We start from the raw sequence: 21,029 nt of genomic DNA on the forward strand, positions 1-21,029 counted from the left end.
GCTCAGTATCCCTTCAGTTCGGTCAGTACGGCGTCGGTGGAGGTGACCACGGCGCACCGGCCGGCCGCGTAGCGCAACGCCATGTCGTGGTCCTCGCGGGAGAAGTCCGCGACCGCGTCCGCGACCACGAACGCCTGGACGTCGCGCATCCACGCGTCGGCCGCCGTCATCAGGACGCCGATGTGCGCGTACACGCCGACGACCACGAGCTGGTCGCGGCCCGCGACGCGCATGCGCTCCGCCAGGTCGGTGCGGACGTACGCGCTGTACTTCCACTTGGTGATGACCGTGTCGCGGGGCTCGGGGGCGACCTCGGCCGCGACGGCCTTCGCGTGCGCGTCGTCCGGCAGGCCCGGACCCCAGAAGTCCTGCTGGAGGCCCCGCTCGGCGGGGGACTGGCCGCCGGGCTGCGCGGAGTACATGACCGGGATGCCCGCGGCGCGCGCCGCCTTCGTCAGCCCGGCCACGTTGGCCAGGAGTTCGTTGACCGGCGAGGTGTCGGGGGTGTACGCGGTCAGGAAGTGGTTCTGGAGGTCGTGGACGAGCAGCACGGCCCGCTGCGGGTCGACGCTCCACGCGACGCGGTTGTCGGGCAGTTCGTCGGCGGTGGGCATCGCGTAGGGGGCGACGGCGGGCAGAGCCATGGGGGGCCTTTCGGTAGTGCGGGTGCTCGGGACCCGGAGCGGCGGTGCGCGCCGTACGCGTGGTCCCGAGCCGTGCGGCGGGAGGCGGAGGGTCAGTTCTGCGGCGTGGTGGCGATCGAGCGCTGGTCCTTCTTGCTGATCTTGCCGATGCCGGTCTGCGGGAACGCGGTGACGAACTCGACGAGGTCGGGGACCTTGTACGCGGCCAGGCCCTTCTCCCGTACGAACTTCTTGATCGCCATCGACTTCAGCGGCTCGGCGCCGGCGCGCAGGATCACGTACGCGAGCGTGCGCTCGCCCAGGTACTCGTCGGGGACGGCGACCAGCGACACGTCGTGCACGGCGGGGTGGCCGAGGATGATGTTCTCGATCTCCTCGGGGGCGATCTTCTCGCCGCCCCGGTTGATCTGGTCCTTCGCCCGGCCCTCGACCACGAGGTGGCCGGTCGGGGTGCGGCGGACGATGTCGCCCGTGCGGTAGAAGCCGTCGGCGGTGAAGGAGCGGGCGTTGTGCTCCGGGGCCCGCCAGTAGCCGCGGATGGTGTACGGGCCGCGGGTGAGCAGGTGGCCGTTCTCGCCCTCGGGGACGTCCTCGTCGTTGTCGTCGACGATGCGGATCTCGTCGTCGGCGGAGATCGGGCGGCCCTGGGTGGTGACGATCGTCTCCGGATCGTCGTCCAGGCGCGTGTAGTTGACGAGTCCCTCGGCCATGCCGAAGACCTGCTGGAGCGTGCAGCCGAGCGCGGGCGCCACGCGGCGGGCGGCCGACTCGCTGAACTTCGCGCCGCCGACCAGGAGGACGTCCAGGCTGGAGAGGTCGTGGGGGGTGGTGGGGCCCGCCTCGGTCCAGACGAGGGCGAGCGGCGGGACGATGCCGGTGATCGTCACCTTCTCGCGCTCGATGATCGGGAACGCGGTCTCCGGGTCGGGCTGCGGGCACAGCACGACGCGGCCGCCCGCGTACAGGACGCCCAGCGAACCGGGGGAGGAGAGCGGGAAGTTGTGGGCCGCGGGGAGGACGACGAGGTAGACGGAGTCCGCCGTCACGCCGCAGAGCTCGTTGGAGCCCCGCAGCGAGTAGATGTAGTCGTCGTGGGTGCGGGGGATCAGCTTGGGGACGCCGGTGCTGCCGCCGGAGAGCTGGAGGAAGGCCAGGTCGGAGGGGGCAGGCTCGGGGGCCGTCAACTCCGCTGCCGGAAGGGGGACTTCGGTGAGCGCGGTGTGCTCGCCCGGGTCGCCGACGACGAAGACCTCGCGGAGGGTGGGGAGCGCGTCCCGGACCTTGGTGGCGAGGGCGCGGTGGTCGTAGCCGGCGTGGCGGTCGGGGATGACGTACGCGACGGCTTCCGTGAACTCGCAGAAGTAGTGGATCTCCGTCTCGCGGTGGGCCGGGAGGGCGAAGACGGGGAGCGCGCCGAGCCGGAAGAGGGCGAAGACGACCTCGAAGAACTCGGCGACGTTGGGGAGTTGGACCACGACGCGGTCGCCCCGGGTGATGCCGCGGGCGGCGAGGCCGGCGGCGAGTTCCGTGGCGCGGGTGTGCAGCTCGGCGTAGGTCCAGTGGCGGTCGCCGTCGGTGACGGCGGTGCGGGCGGGGTGGGCCCCGGCGCGCTCGGCGAGCCAGCCGGCGAAGGTCTCGCCCCGCCAGTGGCCGGCGGCGCGGTAGCGGGCGGCGGTCTCTTCGGGCCAGGTGGGGGCGTCGCGCTCGGGCCGTGCGGGGGTGAGGGCGTCGGGTGCGGTGTCGGGCACGAGGGGTCCTTGGCAGGTGGGGACGTCGGGGGTACGGGGCTCGGGGCCCCGGCCCCGCCGAGGTGGGGCGGTGCCGGGGCGGGCCGGGGGTGGGACGCCTGCCCGGCGCAGGGGGTTCCGCTGTGCCCACCCGTTCCGCCCCGCGGAACGCCCGCCCGCAGCGGCGAGCGGGGCGCCTGCCCGCGGAGGGTGGGCGGGGCGCCGGCCCGCCGCCGGGAGCGGAGTGCGTTCTCGGCGGCGGCGAGCGGGGTCGGCGGAGGGAGTGGGGGCGGAGGCGGTTACTTGGCGGCCATGGCCGTCTTGATGTCGTCGAGGACGGACATCGCGGCCTGCGCGCCGCCGAGGCTGGTCCACTTGGAGCCGTCGATCTCGGTGACGTGCTTGTCCTTGACCGCGCCCAGCTCCTTGTACGCGGGCTTCTCCTTCAGCTCGCCGAAGAGCTTCGCGTCCGGGCCCTTCTGCATCAGCGTGCCGATGAACAGCCAGTCGGCGTCGATCTGCTTCAGGTCCTCGTCGCTGAGCGGCGTCGAGTGGCCCTGGCCCTTCTCGTTCTGGATGCCCGGGCGCTTGAAGCCCAGGTCCTTCAGGATGTCGGAGATGAACACGCCCTGCTGCATGACCGCGGTGCCCTTGGCCGAGTAACGGGCCACCGACACACTCTTGCCCGCGTTCGCGCCCAGCGCCGTCTTCACCTCGCCGATCTTGGCCTCGTACCCCTTGACGAAGGCGGCGGCCTCGTTGGACTTGCCGAGGACCTTGCCGGTCAGTTCGAGGGACTTCCGCCAGTCCTTCTTCTTGTCGATGGTGATGACGGTCGGGGCGATCGCCTGGAGCTGCTTGAGCACCTGCTTGTCGGCGAGCTGCCCGGCCAGGATGACGTCGGGCTTCGCGGCGAGGACCTTCTCGATGTCCGGGCCGGTGACCGCGCCGACGACCGGGATGCCCTGCGCCTGGTCGGCCAGGTAGCCGGGCGCGCCCTTCTGGCCGCGGCCCGCGGTCAGGCCGACCGGCTTCACACCGAGCGCCAGCGCGGAGTCCAGGTCCATCTCGCTGAGCGCGACGACCTTCTTGGGGGCCTCGGGCACCTTCACCTCGGCGCCCGCGGCGTCCGTGACGGCAACGGTCTTCGCGGCGTTCTTGGCCTGGCCGGAACCCTTGTCGCCGGAGCCGGAGTCGTCCGAACCGCAGGCGGAGAGGGTGAGAGCGGAGGCCAGGGTGAGGGCCGCCACCGCGGTCAGCCGGGCGCGCGGGGTGAGGGTCGAGGACATGTCCGTGATCTCCATGCTGGTGAGGCGAAGTGTTGCCCGGATCGGAAACCGGACATACGGGGTGACTCGGCATGTGTCGGGGCATGGCGAACTGTCCCTGCCGCAACAGGGAGTTCATCAGGCACCCGACCAGGGGTTCCGTGTCGTGGTTAGGTTAGGCTAACTTCATGTTGGTTGCGCAAGAGGGGCGGGTCCGGGAGTCCGGAACCGAACCCCCGATACCGGGTTCGGCGAGACTCCATCGGCCCACGCTCCTGGCGGCCGTCGCCCTCCTGCTGCTCCTGGCGGGACTGTGCGTGCTGTCCCTCCTGATCGGCTCGGGCTCCAACCCGGTCGCCAAGGCCTGGGGGTTCCTCACCGGCGACCCCGCCGCCCGCGCGGACGCGCAGATCAGGCTGGCCGTCATGGACGTACGCCTGCCCCGCACGCTCGCCGGGCTGCTCGTCGGCGTCTCGCTCGGCGCGGCGGGATGCCTCCTGCAGTCCGTCACCCGCAACCCCCTCGCCGAGACCGGCCTGCTCGGCGTCAACTCCGGTGCGGCGCTCGGCGTTGTGATCGGACTCACGTACTTCCACATCACCTCGGCATACGCGGTCCTGCTGTGGGCCCTCGTCGGCGGCATGGCGGCGAGCGCCGTCGTCCTGCTCCTCGCCGCCTCCGGCCGGGCCGCCGGCTCACCGCTGCGGCTCGTGCTCGCCGGGTCCGCGCTCGGGGCGACCTTCCACGGAGCCACCTCGTACGTCCTGCTCGGCACCCAGTCGACGTTCGACACGTACCGCTACTGGACCATCGGCTCCCTCGCGGGCATCGAGACCAAGGACACGGTGCCGCTGCTGCCGCTCGTCGCGGTCGGGCTCGCCGTGGCGTTCCTGTGCGTACGGCCGCTGTCCGCGCTCGCGCTGGGCGACGACAGCGCGCGCTCGCTCGGGCACCACCCGGGGCGGATCCGGCTGACGGTCGCCGTCGCGGTGACGCTGCTCGCCGGGTCGGCGGTGGCGCTGGCCGGACCGATCGCGTTCCTCGGGCTGCTCGCGCCGTACGCGGCACGGCTGGTCACCGGGCCCCGGATGGGCGGGCAGTTGCTGCTGTCGGGTCTGGTCGGGGCGTGCGTGATGATCGTCGCCGACCTGCTGGCCCGGGTCGTGATCCGGCCCTGGGAGACCCCGGTGAGCGTCCTGCTGGCGTTCATCGGCGGGCCGTTGCTGATCTGGATCGCGCGGTCGCGGCACATGTCGACGGCGGGGGCGAGCGCATGAGCGCCTTCACGGAGAAGCCGAACGGGGGTGAGCGCGCGGGTGCCTCCACGGACCAGCCGAACAGGGGCGAGCGCCCGGGTGCCTCCACAGACCGGCCGAACGGGGGCGTGCGCGCGGTGTCGTACGACACCAGCCTCACCCCGCCCGACTCCACCCCGCTGCGGTACGGCGCGTTCTCCTGGCTCTTCCCCCACCGCAGCGCCCTCGCGGCCGTCGGACTCGCGGTGCTCATCGGGGGCATCGTCACCCTCGCCGCGTTCGCCAGCTCCACCGGCATGAGCCTGGGCGACAGCCTCTCCGGGCTCCTGGGCACCGGCGACAGCGCCACCGTCATGCTCGTACGGGACTTCCGGCTGCCCCGCATCGCGGTCGGCCTGATGGTCGGCGCGGCCCTCGGCATCGCGGGCTGCCTCACCCAGACCCTGGCCGGAAACCGCCTCGCCACCCCCGATGTCATCGGCGTCAACGACGGCGCCACGGCGGCCGTCGTCGCCACCGTCGTCGGCTCCTCCACCGGCATGATCGGCGACTGGTGGCTGGGACCGCTCGGCGCGGCAGCCGCCGCGATGGTCGTCGTCGCCTGCGCGGGCGGGGCCGGGCACGCCGGGTACCGCGTCCTCGTGGTCGGCATCGGCGTCTCGACGGTGATCGGCGCGGTGACCGACCTCGTCATGTCGCGGGAGAACGACAACACCGCCGGCGGCGTCTTCCTGTGGACGGTCGGCTCGTTGAACGGCCGGGACTGGGGGGTCGGCACGCCCCTGGTCTACCTGCTGCTGCTGCTCGTCCCGCTGGCGCTGGTCGCGGGCAGCAGGCTGCAACTGCTGCGGTTCGACGACGACATGGCGGCCACGCTCGGCGTGAACGTCTCACGGGTACGGGCCGTCACCCTGGCCCTGGCCGTGGTGCTCTCCGGCATCGCCGTCGGCATCGGCGGCCCCATCGCCTTCGTGGCCCTCGCCGCACCCGTGCTCGCCGCGCGCCTCAGCGGCCCCACCCGGGTGCCGGTCCTGGGCTCCGCACTCGTCGGCGCGGCACTCGTCGCGGGCGCGGACGCGCTCGGGCGGGTCGTCGCGCCGGTGGAGATTCCGGTCGGAGTCGTCACCAGCGTCCTCGGCGGGCCCTTCCTGCTGTGGGTCCTGTTCGGTAAGAAGTCAGACCGTCCTTCGCAGACCGGAAAGGCCTGAACCCCGTGGAACTGACCGTAGAGGCGCTCACCGCCGGATACCCGGGCCATCCCGTCGTCGACGGCGTCGACCTCACCGTCCCCAGCGGCCGGGTCGTCGCGATCGTGGGACCCAACGGATGCGGCAAGTCGACACTGCTGCGCACCGTCGCCCGGCTGCACAAACCCGAGTCCGGGACGGTACGGGCCGGCGGGGAGGACGTCTGGGCACTCACCCAGCGCAAGGCGGCCCACCGGATCGCGCTGCTCGCACAGTCGCCGCAGGCGCCGGAGGCGGTCACGGTGGCAGGGCTCGTACGGTACGGACGCCACCCGCACCAGGGCCTCTTCCGGCAGTGGTCCCGCGAGGACGAGGCGGCCGTGCGGGCGGCCCTGGAGGCGACGGGCACCCTGTCGCTGGCCGAGCGGCGGCTCGACCAGCTCTCCGGCGGGCAGCGGCAGCGGTGCTGGCTGGCGATGGTGCTGGCGCAGGAGACCCCGATCGTGCTGCTCGACGAGCCGACCAGCGCGCTGGACCTCGGGCACGCGGTGGAAGTGCTGTCGCTGGTGCGGGAGGTCGCGGCGGCGGGGCGGACCGTGGTGATGGTGCTGCACGACCTGGCGAGTGCGGCGCGGTACGCGGACGTGGTGGTGGCCATGAACGGGGGCCGGGTGGTCGCGCACGGGCCCGCCCGGGAGGTGGTCACCGCGGAGCTGGTGAAGGAGCTGTACGGGGTGGAGGCGGACGTGCTGGAGGCGCCGGGGGACGGGGCGCCGGTGGTGGTGCCGAGGGCGGGGGCGCTGAGCGCGGTCGGCTGAGCCGGCGCGCGGCGACACACCGCCCACGGGCCCGCCCCTCGCCCCTCGGGACACCACAACCACCCTTCGCCCCGGTCCCCTCGGGCCGCACCTCCCCTTTCCCCGAGCCGCACCCACCCTTCTCCCCAGGCCCTCAAGCTCCGCAGCCGCAGCCCCCTTCCGCCCCATCCTCATTGTGCTTTCGCAGCCGCCCCTGCCCCCCCTCGGGCTCCGCAGCCGCCCTGCCACCCCCGTCCCCTCGGGCGTCGCAGCCGCCCTGCCTCCCTCGCCGCCTTGGGCGACGGGGCCGCCCCAAGGGGGCGAGGGGGGTATACCCCCTGCTCGAGCGAAGCCGAGAGCTTGGGGGAGGGCGGGCAAGGGGGCGGCCCCTCCCGCTCCCGGCCCACCCGGGTGCCGCCCCTGCCCAAGCGCCTGCGCCGGCAAGGTCCTCCGCAAAGGCCGAGAGCCCAGCCCTGTACCGGACGCACAGCCCCGCCCGGCTCGGGCAGGAGAGGCCCCGGACCCTTCCCCAAGCTCTCCACTTCGTTCGAGCAGGGGAGACCCCATCCTTTCCCTAAAGCGCTCGCCGCGCGGCCACCACCGGTTCCCGTGCGGATGCGTCGTGGCTGGGCGCGCAGTTCCCCGCGCCCCTGAAGGGGCGCTGCCCCCGGTGGGAGCCGTGCGGGAGAGTTGGGGGCGCGCAGTTTCTCGTGGCCCTAGCGGGGTGGTGCAGGGCGCCTGCGGATGGACAGGTCCGTGGCGGTCCAGGCGAGGGAGAGAGCGCCCTCCAGCATGGTGCGTTCGGCGGCCGCGGTCGCCGCGGCCGCGGTGAATTCCGGTTGGTGGGGGCCGCAGGACGAGGCGCCGATGTCCAGGACGGGGTGGATCGAGGGCACCGCGTGGGAGACGTTGCCCATGTCGGTGGAGGCGAAGGGCCCGCGGACCTCCGGTTCCGGGCGGCCCAGGGCACGGGCGTTCGCCGTCCAGAGGGCGACCAGTTCCGGGTCGGAGCGGAAGTCGAGGTAGTCGGGGGAGGGCTGGGCGAGGGCCAGCTCGCAGCCCGCCGCCAGGGCCCCCGCGCGGAAGCAGTCCTCGACCCGGGCGCGGAGCGCGCGCAGCTCGGGGGCCGAGGGGGTGCGGAGCGCGTACGCGGCGTGCGCGTGGTCCGGAACCGCGTTGAGGGCCGAGCCCGCCGACGTCGTGATGCCGTGGACCTTCCAGTCCGCCGGAAGGTGCTGGCGGAGCAGGCCGAGGGCGACCTGGGCGACGGTGAGGGCGTCCGCCGCGTTGCGGCCGTCCTGGGGGTTCATCGCGGCGTGCGCCGACTTGCCCGCGTACGTCACCTCCAGCGAGCCCATGGCGTACGAGTGGAAGTCCGCCACGTCGAACGGACACGGGTGGATCATCATCGCCGCGTCGACCCCGTCGAACGCCCCCGCGTCCAGCAGGAGCACCTTGCCGCCGCCGCTCTCCTCGGCGGGCGTGCCCAGGACGCGTACGGTCAGCCCGAGTTCGTCCACGAACGGGGCGAGGGCCAGCGCGGCCCCCACCCCGGCCGCCGCGATCAGGTTGTGGCCACAGGCGTGGCCCATGCCCGGCAGCGCGTCGTACTCGCAGGCCAGCGCCACCGTCACCGGGCCCGAACCGACCGTCGCGGCGAAGGCGGTCGGCAGACCGTAGGCGGGGGCTGTCACCGTGAGGCCGTGGGCGCGGAGGAGCTCCGTGCACCACTCGGCCGCCCGGTGCTCCTCGAAGGCGGTCTCCGGGTGGGCGTGGATGCGGCGGCTCAGCGCCACCAGCTCCGGGGCGACCTCGTCGAGCCGCGCCCGTACGCCCGCCTTGACGTCATCGTCGAGTTTCGTGCCGTCCGTCACGTGCCATCCTCCTGACCATTGCCTTTCGGCCTCCCTCGCCACCCTACGGCCGCCCGCGACGGCACAGGCCCCCGCGGGGTGCCGGACGGCCGCCCCGGTGGATACGGTTGATCCGCCAGGGGCACGGTCGGAGCGGGGCGGCGGACGACGGGGGAGTGCGGGATGTTCGATCCCATCTCGGTGGGGGCCATTTCGGCGGTGCTGGGCGCCGTCGCGGCGGGGACGGCCTCCGAAGCGGGCAAATGGGTGTGGCAGTCGGCCGGCTCGCTGGTCCAGCGGATGCTGGGGCGGGAGGCCACCGCCCCGGCCGGCCCGCGGCAAGTGGACGCCATGGCGCAGCAGTTGTACGAGTCGATGCGGCGGGACCCCGCTCTCGCCCGCGACTGGGAGGCCTTCGCCCGCACCGTGCGGCGCGCGGACGGCGCCCGCTCGGTGCCCCGACTGCCCGCCGCCTCACGGCACTTCACGAACCGTCAGCAGGTGCTGAAGGCGCTCGACGCGGAAGCCTCCCGCAGACCCGACGGCAGACCCAAGGTGGCCCTGCTGCACGGACCCGAGGGCATCGGCACCACCGAGATCGCCCGGTGCTGGGGCGGACGCGAGGCGGAACGGCGGTTCAAGGACGGGCAGGTGTACCTCGACCTGCGCAGCGGGCCCGAGGGCAGGATGGGCCCCGGTGCCGCGCTGCGGGAGGCGCTGCGCCAACTCGGCGTTCCCGAGGAGGAGACACCGCCCTCGGTGGAGTACCGGGCCGCCCACTTCCGCCGCTGCGTCGCCGGCCTCGACCTCCTCGTCGTACTCGACCACGCCACGTCCCCCGCCCAGGTGGAACCCCTGATCGCCACCGGCCCCGGGGTGGTCACTCTGATCACCGCCCGCGATCCGCTGCTGCGCGTCCCCGCCCTGCGCGTCCCCGTCGGGCCGCTCGCCGACAAGCACGTCCGCAAGCTCCTGGAAGCGACGGCGGGCCGGCCCGCCGTCGACGCGGCACGGGCCCTGCTGCCGTCGGTGATCGCCGACTGCGGCGGATCGCCGTACGCGGTGCTGGCCGCCGCACCCCGGCTGGCCCGGGTGCCGCAACCCCGCACGGAGAGGACCCCGTTACCCGCCATGACCGAACGTGACGCCGTCCGCACCGCCATCGACCACGCCTACCGGTCCCTCGACCCCGTCACCGCCCGCGCCCACCGGCTCACCGCGCTGCGGCCGTGGCCCGCCGTCACCGCGTCGCTGGCCGCGCGGGCCGCCAACCTCGTCGCCTCCGACGCGGCCCGCGCCCTGGACCTGCTCGCCGACGCCCGGCTCCTCGACACCGCGGGCGCGGGGACCTATCGGCAGCGGCCCTCGGTGCGAGCCCACGCCGAGCAGGCGGCCGCCCGGGAGGACGGACCCGCCGTGTGCTCGGCCGCCGTCGGGCGCGTACTCGACGGATACCTGCGCTTCGCCGAGCCGACCGCCCGGGCCGCCCTGCCGCAGAGCTGGCGCTCGCCCCGGCCCCGCGACACCGACGAGGACGTGACGTACGCACAGCCGGGCGACGCCGTCGCCGCCCTCGCCGCCGAGTCCGCGAACCTGGCCGAAGCGGTCGCCGCCGCCGACGAGTTCGGCCGCCCCGACACCGTGTGCAGGCTGGTCCGTGCCATGTGGCCGTTGCAGCTGAAGGCCGGTCACCTGGACGTCCTGCTGCCCGCCCTGCACACAGGGGCCCGCACCGCCGACGCGCACTTCCCCGGCACCCGCACCGCCGCGATGATGCACGCCCACCTGGGCTTCGCCCTCACCGCGCTCGAACGCCACGAGGAGGCCGAGCGCGAACTGCTCGCCGCCGCCCGCGACGAGAGCGCCGCCGGACACGCCCGGGGGCACGCCTCGGCGGTCGAGGGGCTCGGGATGCTGCGGCTGGCGCAGTGGCGGTGGGAGGAGGCCTTCGCCCTCTTCGACGAGGCGGCCGGCCTGTACGCGACCGTCGCACCCGACGGCGAGGGCGCCGCGGACCTGCCCCGCGCCCACGCCCTCCTCGAACGGCACCGGGGCCGGGCGCTCGCCGGACTGGGCCGGACCGACGAGGCACGCGGGCGGCTCGAAGCGGCGCTGCGGCACTTCCGCGCGAGCGCCGACGCGTACAACACGGCACGCACCCTCACCGACCTCGCCCGCACCCACGTGGACGGCACCCGACGGGCGGGCCCGGCCGAGCAGGCCGCAGCCCTGCCGCTCGTCGACGAGGCGATCGTCGTACTGGAGCGGGAGCGGGGCGACGCGCACCTGGGGTACCTGCGACGACTGCGCGCCCTTTACGTCAGCCCCGGAGGGGATCCGGCAGGGCGGTGACCGTCACCCGGTGCACGGCGGGGCCGGTCCGCACCCGCAGGTGACGCACCGGCTCCGGCGCGCCGGCCGTGCGCGGCGGGGAGGCGTACGACTCGGAGCCGTACAGGGCGGACGCGTACACGACCGGGTCCGCGCCCGGCGTGCCCGCCAGGCGCAGCAGCGCACCCCGCCGGGTGCGGACCGTGCAGGTGTCGGGGCCGGTGACGTACACCGCGAGCGCGCACCGCGGGAAGCGGTCGAGCACCCCCGCCGTCCAGCGGGCGGGCCCGCCGAAGCGGGGGTCGTCGGAGGCGTTCGCGCGGTGGATGAGATCGGCGAGCGCGAGCCGCTCCGGGTTCCTGGTGTCCTCGTGCACCGCCTCGTGGACCTCCCCGCGCACCTCGGGCGCGGTGCGCGGATCGGCGTACCGGGTCACCGCGATCTCGTCGCCGGGACCGCGTGCGGTCACCACGTGCAGGGGCGCGGTGATCTCTCCGGGTTCGTACGGCGGAGACAGCAGCGGTACGAGGCGCGCGGGCCCGGACGGTTCGGGCCGGGCCATGAGCCCGTAGCAGAGGCGGCGCAGCAGCGTCGCGGACTCACCGGGGGCGGAGCTCGTGAACGCGGCGGCCTCCCGCGACGGCCGGTGCTGTGCGAGGAGCCGGTGGAACTGGGGGAGGAGCGGCAGGTACGGGTCCAGGCGCGGTGCCCGCGCGACGAATTCGGCGACCGGCGTGTCCGGGGCGAGCCCCGCCAACGGGGCCGCCCCGAGCAGGACGGGTGTGCCGAGAGCGGCGGCGTAGAACGAGACCGCGCCGTGGTCACCGATCACCGCGTCGGCGGCGACGAGCGCCTGCCGCCAGTGGTGCAGCGGATCGACCAGGAGAATTCCGGCTCGGCGGGCCCGGTCCAGCCAGGAGCGGATCTGGCCGGGTCCGTGGCCGGCCCAGATGTTCGGATGCAGGACGACGGCGACCCGGTACTCGTCGACGGGGAGTTCGGAGATCAGCCGGGGCAGCAGGACGGGCAGCAGGTCCTCGCCGCCGCCGTCGCCGAACAGGGACTCGGGGTTCCAGGTGGAGTTGACGACGATCAGGCGTTGGCCGGACCGGACCCCCAGGGCGTTGCGGAAGTACGTACGGCTCGGGCGGGCCGCCAGGATGCGGTCGAAACAGGGGTCACCGGCGAGGACGCCGAGGGGGGCGGCCACGGGGCAGGCCTCCTTGAGGCGGGCCTGCTGCTCGGGGTGGGAGAGGACGAGGGCGTCGGCGACGGGGACGCCGTCGTGCAGCAGCCACGGGGCGGAGAGGCCGAAGACGGGCGGCGGGGACGACTCTGCGGCACGGACCTCCGCCGGGGCCTCGCACGAAGGGCGTCCGGCGTCCGGCGTCCGGCGTCCGGCGTCCGGCGTCCGGCGTCCGGCGTCCGGCGTCCGGCGTCCGGCGTCCGGCGTCCGGCGTCCGGCGCGGCCAGCCTTTTAGTGTAGCCAACCCCGTGCGAGAGGATGGCCAACTTCCCCTGCAACAGGTGGAGTTCGCCCCCGAAGCTCGCTGACAGCGCGAGGTCCACCGGCGTCGCGAGCGCCTGCTCCCACGGAAGCACCGGCACCCCGACCCCCGCCAGCAGTTCCTCGACCCCGGCCCGGAACGGCGACGAGCCGGGGCAGGTCGCCAGCAACTGCACCCCGGTGTCGTCGTCGAAGAGCGGGACCACGTCCAGCAGCCGGGTCGCCGACGTCACGTTGTGCACCACGAACAGCACCAGACGGCAGCCGCCGCGCGTGGCCCACCGTCGTGCGTCGTCCCCGACCGGCACCCGTATCCAGTCCTCGCGTCCCGGACCCGCCACGCGTTCCCCCTCCCGGCTCCGCGCCCCGTCCTCGCTCCCGCACTCCGTGACCGGCAACGATATCCAGCCGCCTCCCGCGCCGTGCGGCCCCTCCCGGAACAGCCCCCGCCGCCCCTTTTTCAGCCGTCGCCTCACACATCAACGGCCTGCGTCGTCAACCCTGTTGGATCTGTATGGCGACGCGCCTACTCTGAGAGGTCCGTATGAGGGGGTCGTATGAGCAGCAGTGGCGGCGGACTCACCCAGGGCGACAGCGCACGGCCGGCACCGCCCGGCAAGGGCGAGAAGCTGGCCGACTGGGCGGACGGGCGGCTCGGGCTCTACCCGATGGCCAAGGCCAACCTGCGGAAGATCTTTCCGGACCACTGGTCGTTCATGCTCGGTGAGATCTGCCTCTACAGCTTCCTGATCATCATCCTCACCGGCATCTACCTCACCCTCTTCTTCGAGCCGAGCAGCGCCGAGGTCGTCTACCACGGCTCGTACACCCCGATGCACGGGATCAGGATGACCCGCGCGTACGAGTCCACCCTCGACATCAGCTTCGAGGTGCGCGGCGGGCTGCTCATCCGGCAGATCCACCACTGGGCCGCCCTGATCTTCGTGGCCGCGATGCTCGTGCACATGATGCGCGTCTTCTTCACCGGCGCCTTCCGCAAGCCGCGCGAGCTGAACTGGCTATTCGGCTGGACCCTGCTGTTCCTCGGCATGATCACCGGACTCACCGGCTACTCGCTCCCCGACGACCTGCTCTCCGGCACCGGCCTGCGCTTCGCGCACGGCGCGATCCTGTCCGTCCCGGTGGTCGGGACCTACCTCGCGTTCTTCCTCTTCGGGGGCGAGTTCCCGGGCGACGACATCATCGCCCGGCTGTATCCGATCCACATCCTGCTGCTGCCGGGGATCATGCTGGGGCTGGTCGTCGCCCATCTGATCCTGGTCTTCTACCACAAGCACACCCAGTTCGCGGGGCCCGGCCGCACCGAGAAGAACGTCGTCGGCGCGCCCTTCATGCCGGTCTACACGGCCAAGGCGGGCGGCTTCTTCTTCCTGGTCTTCGGCGTCATCGCCGTCGTCGCGGGCACCTTCTCCATCAACCCCGTGTGGGCCATGGGCCCCTACCGCCCCGACCACGTCTCCACCGGCGCGCAGCCCGACTGGTACCTCGGCTTCTCCGAGGGGCTGATCAGGGTGATGCCGAGCTGGGAGATCAACGCCTGGGGGCACACGCTCAACCTCGGCGTCTTCCTCCCGTTCACGCTCTTCCCGCTGGTCATGGCGGCCATCGCGGTGTACCCGTTCGTCGAGGCGTGGGTCACCAAGGACAAACGCGAACACCACATCGCGCAGCGGCCCCGCAACGCCCCCACCAGGACCGGCCTCGGGGTCGCCTGGCTGACGGTGTACGTGGTGGCGCTGATCGGCGGCGGCAACGACATCGTCGCGACGCACTTCCAACTGTCCCTCAACGCCATCACCTGGTTCGTACGGGTCGCCTTCTTCGTGGCCCCGGTGCTGGCCTTCCTGATCACCCGGCGGATCTGCCAGGGACTCCAACTGCGCGACGCGGAGAAGGCGTTGCACGGCCGCGAGAGCGGCACGATCAAACGGCTGCCGCACGGTGAGTACGTCGAAGTGCACGCCCCCCTCTCGCAGGCCGAGCTGCACACCCTCACCGCCCACGAGCAGCCGGTGCCCTTCGAGATCGGCCCCGAGACCGACGCCAACGGCGTGCGCCGGCCCGTGAAACGCTCCGACCGGCTGCGCGCGCGGCTGGCGAAGGCGATGTACGGGCCCGGGACGTACGTACCGAAACCGACGGCGGAGGAGTACCGCCGGGCCCTGGCGAACGGGCACGGCGGGCACGACGGCGGCGCCGGGCACGGCGGGCACGGCGGACACGCCCAGGAGCCGCAGCGGCACTGAACCCGCGGAAGGACGGAGGAGAGGTGCGCACCACCCGAGGAAGGGTGAAGAAGGTGCGCACGACCCGCAGAAGGACGGAGAAGGTGCGCACGGATCCCGCATCCGGGGCCCGGGACCCCTCCCGGCGGGCGAAGATCCTGCCATGTGTCAACGTTCCGTTCGCCGCGCGGCGCGCTGGTCCGCGGCCGCCGCAGCCCTGGCCGTCGGGATGGCGGCGACCGCCTGCATCGGCCCCGAGCCCGTCCCCGGGCGCACCCTGGCCGCCTCCGCACCCCTGCCCGACCTGCCCGGCACCCCGACCTCCGCCCGGCTCTCCCTCACCCGGGAGGACTCGGGGCGCACGCTCACCCTCACGCCCGGCGGCGTCGCGCTGCTGCGGCTCACCGGCCCGGACCGGGGTCCGGATGCGGGATCGGGAATGAGGTCGGGGCCGGGTTCCGGTCCGGCGCCCTCGGGAGAGGCCACCGCCGACGGGCCCGCGGTCGCCGTCGTCCCCGTGACGTACGCGACGGACCCGGGCTACCGGGAGTGGGAGGTGCGCGCGGTGCGGGAGGGCACGGCCGTGGTCCGGGCGGGCGGCGGGACGCGGCAGGTCCGCATCACCTTCCGGGTCGTCGGCCCACCGGCCCCACCGGCCCCCGCCCCCCTCGCCGGGTGATCGCCCGCGCTCCCGCCCACCGGCCGGGCGGCACCCCAAAACCTGCTTATGATCCGCGGCCGCACCCCCCGCTATGCTGACCCGGTGTTCGATTCGAGGCACATCAAGACCTTCCACGAAGTGGTGCGCACCGGGTCCTACTCGGCCGCCGCGCGCGCTCTGGGATACACCCAGCCCGCGATCACCCAGCAGATGAAGGCCCTCGAACGGGACGTCGGCACCCCCCTCTTCACCCGCGCCGGCCGCGGGCTGCGTCTCACCGAGGCGGGGGAGACCCTCTGCCGGCACGCCGCCGCGATCCTCGACACCATGAGCGCCGCCCAGCAGCAGATGGCCGCGCTCACCCGGCTGCACACCGGCCGGGTGCGGCTGTGCGCGTTCCCCAGCGCCAACGCCACCCTGGTCCCCGAGACCCTGGCCCGGCTCGCCTCCGGGCATCCCGGGGTGCGGGTCGAGCTGAGCGAGGAGGAGCCGCCGGAGTCCTTGCAGCGGCTGGTGCGCGGGGAGTGCGACATCGCGCTGGCCTTCACCTACCCGGGACTTGAGGAGGAGATCCCGGAGGAGGTGATGGAGGTGCCGCTGCTGGAGGACCAGCTCCTCGTCCTGCTCCCGACCCGGCACCCCCTGACCCGCCGCCGCACCGTCGAGCTCGCCGACCTGGCCGAGGAGCGCTGGATCGCGGGCTGTCTGCGCTGCCGCGTCCACTTCCTCCACGAGTGCGCCGCGCAGGGCTTCGCGCCCGACATCGCGTTCACCACCGACGACAACCTCGTCGTGCAGAGCCTCGTCGCGGAGGGCCTCGGCATCGCGATGATGCCGGGCCTGGTCCTCAACTTCCTGCGCCACGAACAGGTCACCGGCCGGGCGCTCGCCCCCGCCTCGAAGCGCCAGGTCTCCGCGTACGCACTGCGCGAACACCTGCGCATACCCGCCACGGCACTCGTCCTGGACGAACTCAGGACCGTCGCCGCCCACAAGATCGGCTGCTGAGGTCCGCTGAATCGTATAAGCAGAATTTGGGGAACTGCGTACGAATCGGTGTTGGACGTGATGGATGGGGCGGCCGCACGCTGCCGGTATGACCACGACTTCGACCGCCTACACGGCCGCGCGCACGACCGCCCGCCTGGACGCCCTGGTCGCTTCGGTACGCGAAGCCGTGGGCCAGGGCCTGCCGCCGGACCTCACCGCCTACCTCGTCGGCGAACGCCTCGCCCCGCACCTGGGCGCGGCCGACCTGCTGACCGAGGAGCAGCAGGAGCCGGACCCCGCCACCTACCGCCAGCACCTGCTGCACGCCGAGCACGACGGCAGCTTCTCGGTCGTCGCCCTCGTCTGGCTGCCCGGCCAGCGGACCTCCGTCCACGACCACGTCTCCTGGTGCACGACCGGCGTCCACACCGGCGAGGAGCGCGAACGCCGCTACCGGCTGGTCCCCGCGACGCGGGAGGTCGCCGCCCACCTCGTCGCCACCGACGACGTCGTCAACCCGCGCGGCGCGGTCTGCGGCTTCGCGCCGCCCGGCGACATCCACCGGGTCTGGAACGCCTGTGCCGACCTGGCGATATCCCTGCACGTCTACGGCGCGGACATCTCCCGCATCGGCTCCAGCGTCCGCCGCGTGTACGACCTCCCGGCCGACCGCTGATGGCGCTCCTGCGGGAACGCCCGACCCGTCACCGCCCGCTCACCGGCGCCCCGGCCGCCCCCGGCACACTGCCGGGCCTGGCCCTGGCCGCCCTCGGCGTGGCCGTCGCCTGGGGCGTGCACCGCCTGGTGCCGGCCGTGCCGATGCTGACGGCGGCCGTCGTGCTCGGCATCGTCGCGGCGCACCTGCCGTGGGCGCGTACGACGGTACGCGGCGCGGCGCGCCCCGGCCTGACCTTCGCCGGCAAGCGCCTGATGCGGGTCGGCATCGTGCTGCTGGGCCTGAAGCTGAGCCTGGACGACGTCCTGGGCATCGGCTGGGCGACGGTGCTGATGGTGCTGGCCGTGGTGGCGGCGACCTTCTTCGGCACCTGGTGGCTGGGCCGGCGGATGGGCCTGCCGGGCGACCAACCCCTGCTCGTCGCCACGGGCTACTCGATCTGCGGGGCCTCGGCGATCGGCGCGGTGGCCGAGGCCACCGACAGCGACGAACGCGACACGGCGACCTCCGTCGCCCTGGTCACCCTGTGCGGCACGCTCGCCATCGCGGTACTGCCCCTGCTGCACGGCCCGTTGGGCCTCACCGACGCGGAGTTCGGCCGCTGGGTCGGGGCGAGCGTGCACGACGTGGGCCAGGTCGTCGCGACGGCGCAGACGGCGGGGCCGGGGGCGCTGGGCGAAGCGGTCCTGGTGAAGCTGATGCGGGTCGCGCTGCTGGCCCCCCTGGTGGCGGCGGTGGCGCTCTCGGTCCGGCGCCGCCGCACCGCGCCGGTGGCGGCGGGGCAGCGGCGACCGCCCGTCGTGCCGCTGTTCGTGGCGGGCTTCCTGGCCATGGTGCTCCTGCGCAGCACGGGCCTGGTCCCGGGCATCGGCCTCGACCTGGCCCAGCACGCCCAGGAACTCCTGCTCGCCGCGGCGCTGTTCGGCCTGGGCAGCGCCGTCCACCTGCCGTCGCTGACGCGGACGGGGGGCCGGGTGGCGGGCCTCGGACTCGCGGCGTGGGTGGTAGTGGCGGGCGTCTCCTACGCGGGCGTCCTCCTCACGGCCTGACCCCCGGCACCCCTCTCCGGGGCCTCCTCCCTTCGGGCGTACCGGGGAGGGACGAGGTCCCGGCGGGGGAAATCCGGAAGAAGGTGGTCAGGGGCCGACGCAGGGGGATACGCTCGGAATTCCGACGAACCGAGGGGAAGGAATGCCCGTGCCCCGGCCGGAAATCCCAGCGCCCGCCCCGCAGTTGATCGAACGCGACGCGGAACGGGAAGCGGCCGCGCGGGCCCTCGACGCCCTGTGCGGCGACCCCTTCCCCCGTGGCGGCGTCCTGCTGTTCCGCGGCGTCGCCGGCATCGGCAAGACCGCCCTCCTCACGGAGATCCAGCGCCTCGCCCGCGCCCGCGACTGCGTCGTCTGGTCCGCCCGCGGCGGCGAGACGGTCGCCTCCGTCGCCTTCCACGTCGTACGCCAACTGCTGCAGCCAGCCCTCGCGGGCGTCGGCGGGACGCCGCGCGGCCTGCTGGGCGACTGGCACACCAGCATCGCCCCCGCGCTCGGCATCACCCCGCCCAGCAGCGAGGTGCACGCCGACCCGCAGGGCGTCCGGGACGGCCTCGACGCCCTGGTCGGCCGGCTCGCCGCCCATCACCGCCCGCTGGTCCTGGTCGTCGACGACCTGCAGTGGAGCGACCTGGAGACCCTGCGCTGGCTGGTCCCGTTCGCCGCCCGGGTCGGCGAGCTGCCCCTGCTGCTGGTCACCGCGTACCGGACCAACGAGGCCGAGGGCGAGACCGCGGCCCTGCTGGGCGAGCTCGACACCGCCGTGCGCCGGACGGGCACGGACTTCCTGCTGCGCCCGCTCAGCCCGGACGGCACGGCCAGTTTCGCCCGCACGGTGCTCGGCGAGCACGCCGACGACCCGTTCTGCCGGCAGGTGTGGGCGGTGACGGGCGGCAACCTCTTCGAGACCGTCGCGCTCATCGCCCGCGCCAAGGAACAGCACATCGACCCCGTCGAGGGCATGGCGGAGTCCCTGCGCCCGCTGATGGTGTCCGAGCGCCCCAAGGGGCTGATGGAGCGGCTCACGGCCAAGGGCGGCAACACCCTCAGCTTCGCGTTCGCCGTCGCCGTCATGGAGTCCGACGTCTCCCTCAAGCGCGCCGCGCAAGTGGTCCCGATCAGCATCGAGGAGGCGGTCGCCTGCGCCCAGTGGCTGCGCGACGCCCGCATCCTCAAGGGCGAGGACGAGCACCTGGAGTTCGTCCACCCCACCATCGCCACGGCCGTCAACGAGGCCGTCCCCACCTGGGTCCGCAAGGCCCTGTACGGCATCGTCGCCGACGTGCTGCTGAGGGAGGGGCGCGGCGCGGCCGAAGCATCCCGCTACCTCATGGACGTACCGCCGGAGTCCAACGCGGAGCTGGTCGAGCAGATGCGCGCCGCCCACCGGGAGTACGTCGCGGTCGGCGCGCCGGACGCCGCCCGGCTGTGTCTGGAGCGGGCGCTGGAGGAGCCGCCGTCGCCCACCGTCTTCGCCCAGGTGCAGTACGAACTGGGCAAGGTCATCGCCCTCAGCTCGCCCCGCGACGCCGCCGAGCACCTGAAGGCGGCCCTCGGCCAGCCGGGGCTGACCGACGAGCAGCAGGCCGACGCGGTGTTCCTGCTGTCCCAGGCGCTCACGCACAACGACCAGATCGCCGAGGCCGGCCAGATGGTGGCCGAGGCGGCGGCCGCCGCACCGCCGGGACCGCTGCGGATGCGCCTGCAGACCGTGCAGTTCCTCTGGGAGGGCGTGTACGCCACCGAGCGCGACGGCCCCGCCAGATCCCTCCGGCTCAAGGAGGCGGCCGCCCGGGTCACGGGCAGGGACACCACCGAGCAGGCCCTGCTGATGCTGCGCGCGTTCGACGCGACCGCCATCGGCGAGGACTGGCAGACCGTCGTGGAGATCGGCGACCGCGCCCTGGTCAACGGCAGCCTCCCCGACGGCCTGAGCTGGACGGACCTCACCTGGGGCTTCGAGGCGCCCGCACCGCTGGGCCTCAGCTACGCCTTCGCCGACCAGCTCGACCGCGCCGAGGCCCTGTTCGGAGAGGCCCGCCGGGCGTTCACCGAGGCGGGCTGGAGCGGCGGCCACCTCGCCTTCGCGTACGTCCTGACCGGTTACCTCCAGCGCAGGCGCGGCAACCTGGTGCGCGCCGAGAAGGACCTGAGGGAGGGCGTGCGGCTCGCCGAGCGCATCGGGCACGGCCTGCCCATGCACTGGGACGCGGTCTGCATGCTCATCGACACGCTGCTGGCCCGCGGCCTGTGCGGAGAGGCCCAGAAGGTCGCCGAGGCGTCCAAGTTCGAGGCTCCGTACCCCACGACCATCCTGATCCCCGACGCCGCGTCCGTGCGCGGCAGGCTGCTGCTGACCCAGGGCCGCACCAAGGAGGCCATCGCCGAACTGGAGGCGGCCGGCGCGGCGTTGCAGGCCCGCGGCAGGCACAACACGGTGTTCGCCCCGTGGGCCCTGGACCTGGCCCGTGCCGTCGCGCCCACCGACCCGGACCGGGCGGCCGAGCTGGCGGCGTACGCGCGGGAGAAGGCCGAGCGGTTCGGCACGAACACCGCGATCGGCGAAGCCATGCGCTGCCAGGCGGAGCTGGCCCGGGGGCACCGGAAGGCGGAACTGCTGCGGCGTGCGGTGGACCTGCTCAGCTCCTCGCCGTGCAAGTACGAGCACGCGGCGGCCCGCGTCGAGTGGGGCATCGCCACCCGCTCCCGCGCCGAACTGGAGAAGGGCCGCGCGCACGCGGTCAACTGCGGGGCCGCCGCCCTGGTCAAGGCGGCCGACCAGGCCCTGCGCGAGCTGGGCTTCCTGCGCGGCGACGAGTAACGCCTCGCGCCCGCCC

General features: G+C 73.8%; 15 protein-coding genes. 10 read left to right on the top strand and 5 right to left on the bottom strand.

The annotated features are described in order from the left end of the window. Positions 1 to 2: 2 nt before the first annotated feature. The 3 genes from ACZ56L_RS03450 to ACZ56L_RS03460 all read right to left on the bottom strand — a co-directional run bounded on the left by ACZ56L_RS03450 (position 3) and on the right by ACZ56L_RS03460 (position 3,675). Positions 3 to 644, bottom strand: coding sequence for an isochorismatase family protein (locus tag ACZ56L_RS03450; protein WP_345218500.1), 642 nt, complete (start codon positions 642 to 644; stop codon positions 3 to 5). Positions 645 to 736: 92 nt separating this feature from the next. Continuing rightward, the gene (locus tag ACZ56L_RS03455; RefSeq protein WP_345218501.1) at positions 737 to 2,392 is read right to left on the bottom strand and encodes a (2,3-dihydroxybenzoyl)adenylate synthase; all 1,656 of its coding nucleotides are present in this window, start codon (positions 2,390 to 2,392) and stop codon (positions 737 to 739) included. Positions 2,393 to 2,670: 278 nt separating this feature from the next. Continuing rightward, positions 2,671 to 3,675, bottom strand: a complete 1,005-nt coding sequence (locus ACZ56L_RS03460; RefSeq protein WP_401759187.1) for an ABC transporter substrate-binding protein — start codon at positions 3,673 to 3,675, stop codon at positions 2,671 to 2,673. 152 nt (positions 3,676 to 3,827) lie between these two features. On the opposite strand from ACZ56L_RS03460, the gene ACZ56L_RS03465 reads away from it, so the two are divergent. The 3 genes from ACZ56L_RS03465 to ACZ56L_RS03475 are packed head-to-tail and all read left to right on the top strand — an operon-like array spanning position 3,828 to position 6,900. Continuing rightward, positions 3,828 to 4,916, top strand: a complete 1,089-nt coding sequence (locus ACZ56L_RS03465; protein ID WP_471061026.1) for a FecCD family ABC transporter permease — start codon at positions 3,828 to 3,830, stop codon at positions 4,914 to 4,916. Further along, positions 4,913 to 6,103 carry a FecCD family ABC transporter permease gene (locus ACZ56L_RS03470; protein ID WP_471061029.1) on the top strand — a complete coding sequence of 397 codons (1,191 nt, stop codon included), beginning with the start codon at positions 4,913 to 4,915 and terminating at the stop codon, positions 6,101 to 6,103. The genes ACZ56L_RS03465 and ACZ56L_RS03470 overlap by 4 nt, the downstream gene beginning before the upstream one ends. 5 nt (positions 6,104 to 6,108) lie before the next feature. Beyond that, positions 6,109 to 6,900 (top strand): ABC transporter ATP-binding protein, encoded by a 792-nt coding sequence (locus ACZ56L_RS03475; protein WP_345218508.1) that lies wholly within the window; start codon positions 6,109 to 6,111, stop codon positions 6,898 to 6,900. A gap of 695 nt (positions 6,901 to 7,595) precedes the next feature. Here the strand turns inward: ACZ56L_RS03475 and ACZ56L_RS03480 are convergent. Beyond that, on the bottom strand, positions 7,596 to 8,753 hold the full coding sequence (locus ACZ56L_RS03480) for a M20 family metallopeptidase (RefSeq protein WP_471061033.1): 1,158 nt from the start codon (positions 8,751 to 8,753) through the stop codon (positions 7,596 to 7,598). 162 nt (positions 8,754 to 8,915) lie between these two features. Here ACZ56L_RS03480 and ACZ56L_RS03485 point away from each other — a divergent pair, with 162 nt between their 5' ends. Further along, complete coding sequence (locus ACZ56L_RS03485) at positions 8,916 to 11,084, top strand: tetratricopeptide repeat protein (RefSeq protein ID WP_471061036.1); 2,169 nt, start codon at positions 8,916 to 8,918, stop codon at positions 11,082 to 11,084. Here ACZ56L_RS03485 and ACZ56L_RS03490 read toward each other — a convergent pair. Beyond that, positions 11,053 to 12,273: a hypothetical protein gene (locus ACZ56L_RS03490; RefSeq protein ID WP_471061040.1), complete on the bottom strand. Its 1,221-nt coding sequence runs from the start codon at positions 12,271 to 12,273 to the stop codon at positions 11,053 to 11,055. The two genes, ACZ56L_RS03485 and ACZ56L_RS03490, sit on opposite strands and share 32 nt — an antisense overlap. A gap of 854 nt (positions 12,274 to 13,127) precedes the next feature. Here ACZ56L_RS03490 and qcrB point away from each other — a divergent pair. From qcrB to ACZ56L_RS03520, 6 genes are all read left to right on the top strand, one after another. Beyond that, complete coding sequence (qcrB, locus tag ACZ56L_RS03495) at positions 13,128 to 14,837, top strand: cytochrome bc1 complex cytochrome b subunit (RefSeq protein WP_471061043.1); 1,710 nt, start codon at positions 13,128 to 13,130, stop codon at positions 14,835 to 14,837. 142 nt (positions 14,838 to 14,979) lie between these two features. After that, complete coding sequence (locus ACZ56L_RS03500) at positions 14,980 to 15,495, top strand: hypothetical protein (protein ID WP_471061046.1); 516 nt, start codon at positions 14,980 to 14,982, stop codon at positions 15,493 to 15,495. Positions 15,496 to 15,579: 84 nt separating this feature from the next. After that, a complete protein-coding gene (locus ACZ56L_RS03505) occupies positions 15,580 to 16,485 on the top strand; it encodes a LysR family transcriptional regulator (protein WP_345218516.1) in 906 nt (301 codons plus the stop codon). 88 nt (positions 16,486 to 16,573) lie between these two features. Continuing rightward, positions 16,574 to 17,143: a cysteine dioxygenase family protein gene (locus tag ACZ56L_RS03510; RefSeq protein WP_345218518.1), complete on the top strand. Its 570-nt coding sequence runs from the start codon at positions 16,574 to 16,576 to the stop codon at positions 17,141 to 17,143. Then, entirely contained in the window at positions 17,143 to 18,192 is a 1,050-nt protein-coding gene (locus tag ACZ56L_RS03515) for a YeiH family protein (protein WP_468684468.1), read from the top strand. The genes ACZ56L_RS03510 and ACZ56L_RS03515 overlap by 1 nt, the downstream gene beginning before the upstream one ends. Before the next feature lie 142 nt (positions 18,193 to 18,334). Beyond that, entirely contained in the window at positions 18,335 to 21,013 is a 2,679-nt protein-coding gene (locus tag ACZ56L_RS03520) for an AAA family ATPase (protein WP_471061051.1), read from the top strand. The last annotated feature ends 16 nt before the right edge of the window (positions 21,014 to 21,029 follow it).

This window comes from Streptomyces sp. NPDC039736, assembly GCF_055596485.1.

Coding starts and splice junctions, on each gene's coding strand:
- ACZ56L_RS03450 (WP_345218500.1), bottom strand. CDS start 644: ATGGCTCTGCCCGCCGTCGCCCCCTACGCGATGCCCACCGCCGACGAA.
- ACZ56L_RS03460 (WP_401759187.1), bottom strand. CDS start 3,675: ATGGAGATCACGGACATGTCCTCGACCCTCACCCCGCGCGCCCGGCTG.
- ACZ56L_RS03465 (WP_471061026.1), top strand. CDS start 3,828: ATGTTGGTTGCGCAAGAGGGGCGGGTCCGGGAGTCCGGAACCGAACCC.
- ACZ56L_RS03470 (WP_471061029.1), top strand. CDS start 4,913: ATGAGCGCCTTCACGGAGAAGCCGAACGGGGGTGAGCGCGCGGGTGCC.
- ACZ56L_RS03485 (WP_471061036.1), top strand. CDS start 8,916: ATGTTCGATCCCATCTCGGTGGGGGCCATTTCGGCGGTGCTGGGCGCC.
- qcrB (WP_471061043.1), top strand. CDS start 13,128: ATGAGCAGCAGTGGCGGCGGACTCACCCAGGGCGACAGCGCACGGCCG.
- ACZ56L_RS03500 (WP_471061046.1), top strand. CDS start 14,980: ATGTGTCAACGTTCCGTTCGCCGCGCGGCGCGCTGGTCCGCGGCCGCC.
- ACZ56L_RS03510 (WP_345218518.1), top strand. CDS start 16,574: ATGACCACGACTTCGACCGCCTACACGGCCGCGCGCACGACCGCCCGC.
- ACZ56L_RS03515 (WP_468684468.1), top strand. CDS start 17,143: ATGGCGCTCCTGCGGGAACGCCCGACCCGTCACCGCCCGCTCACCGGC.
- ACZ56L_RS03520 (WP_471061051.1), top strand. CDS start 18,335: ATGCCCGTGCCCCGGCCGGAAATCCCAGCGCCCGCCCCGCAGTTGATC.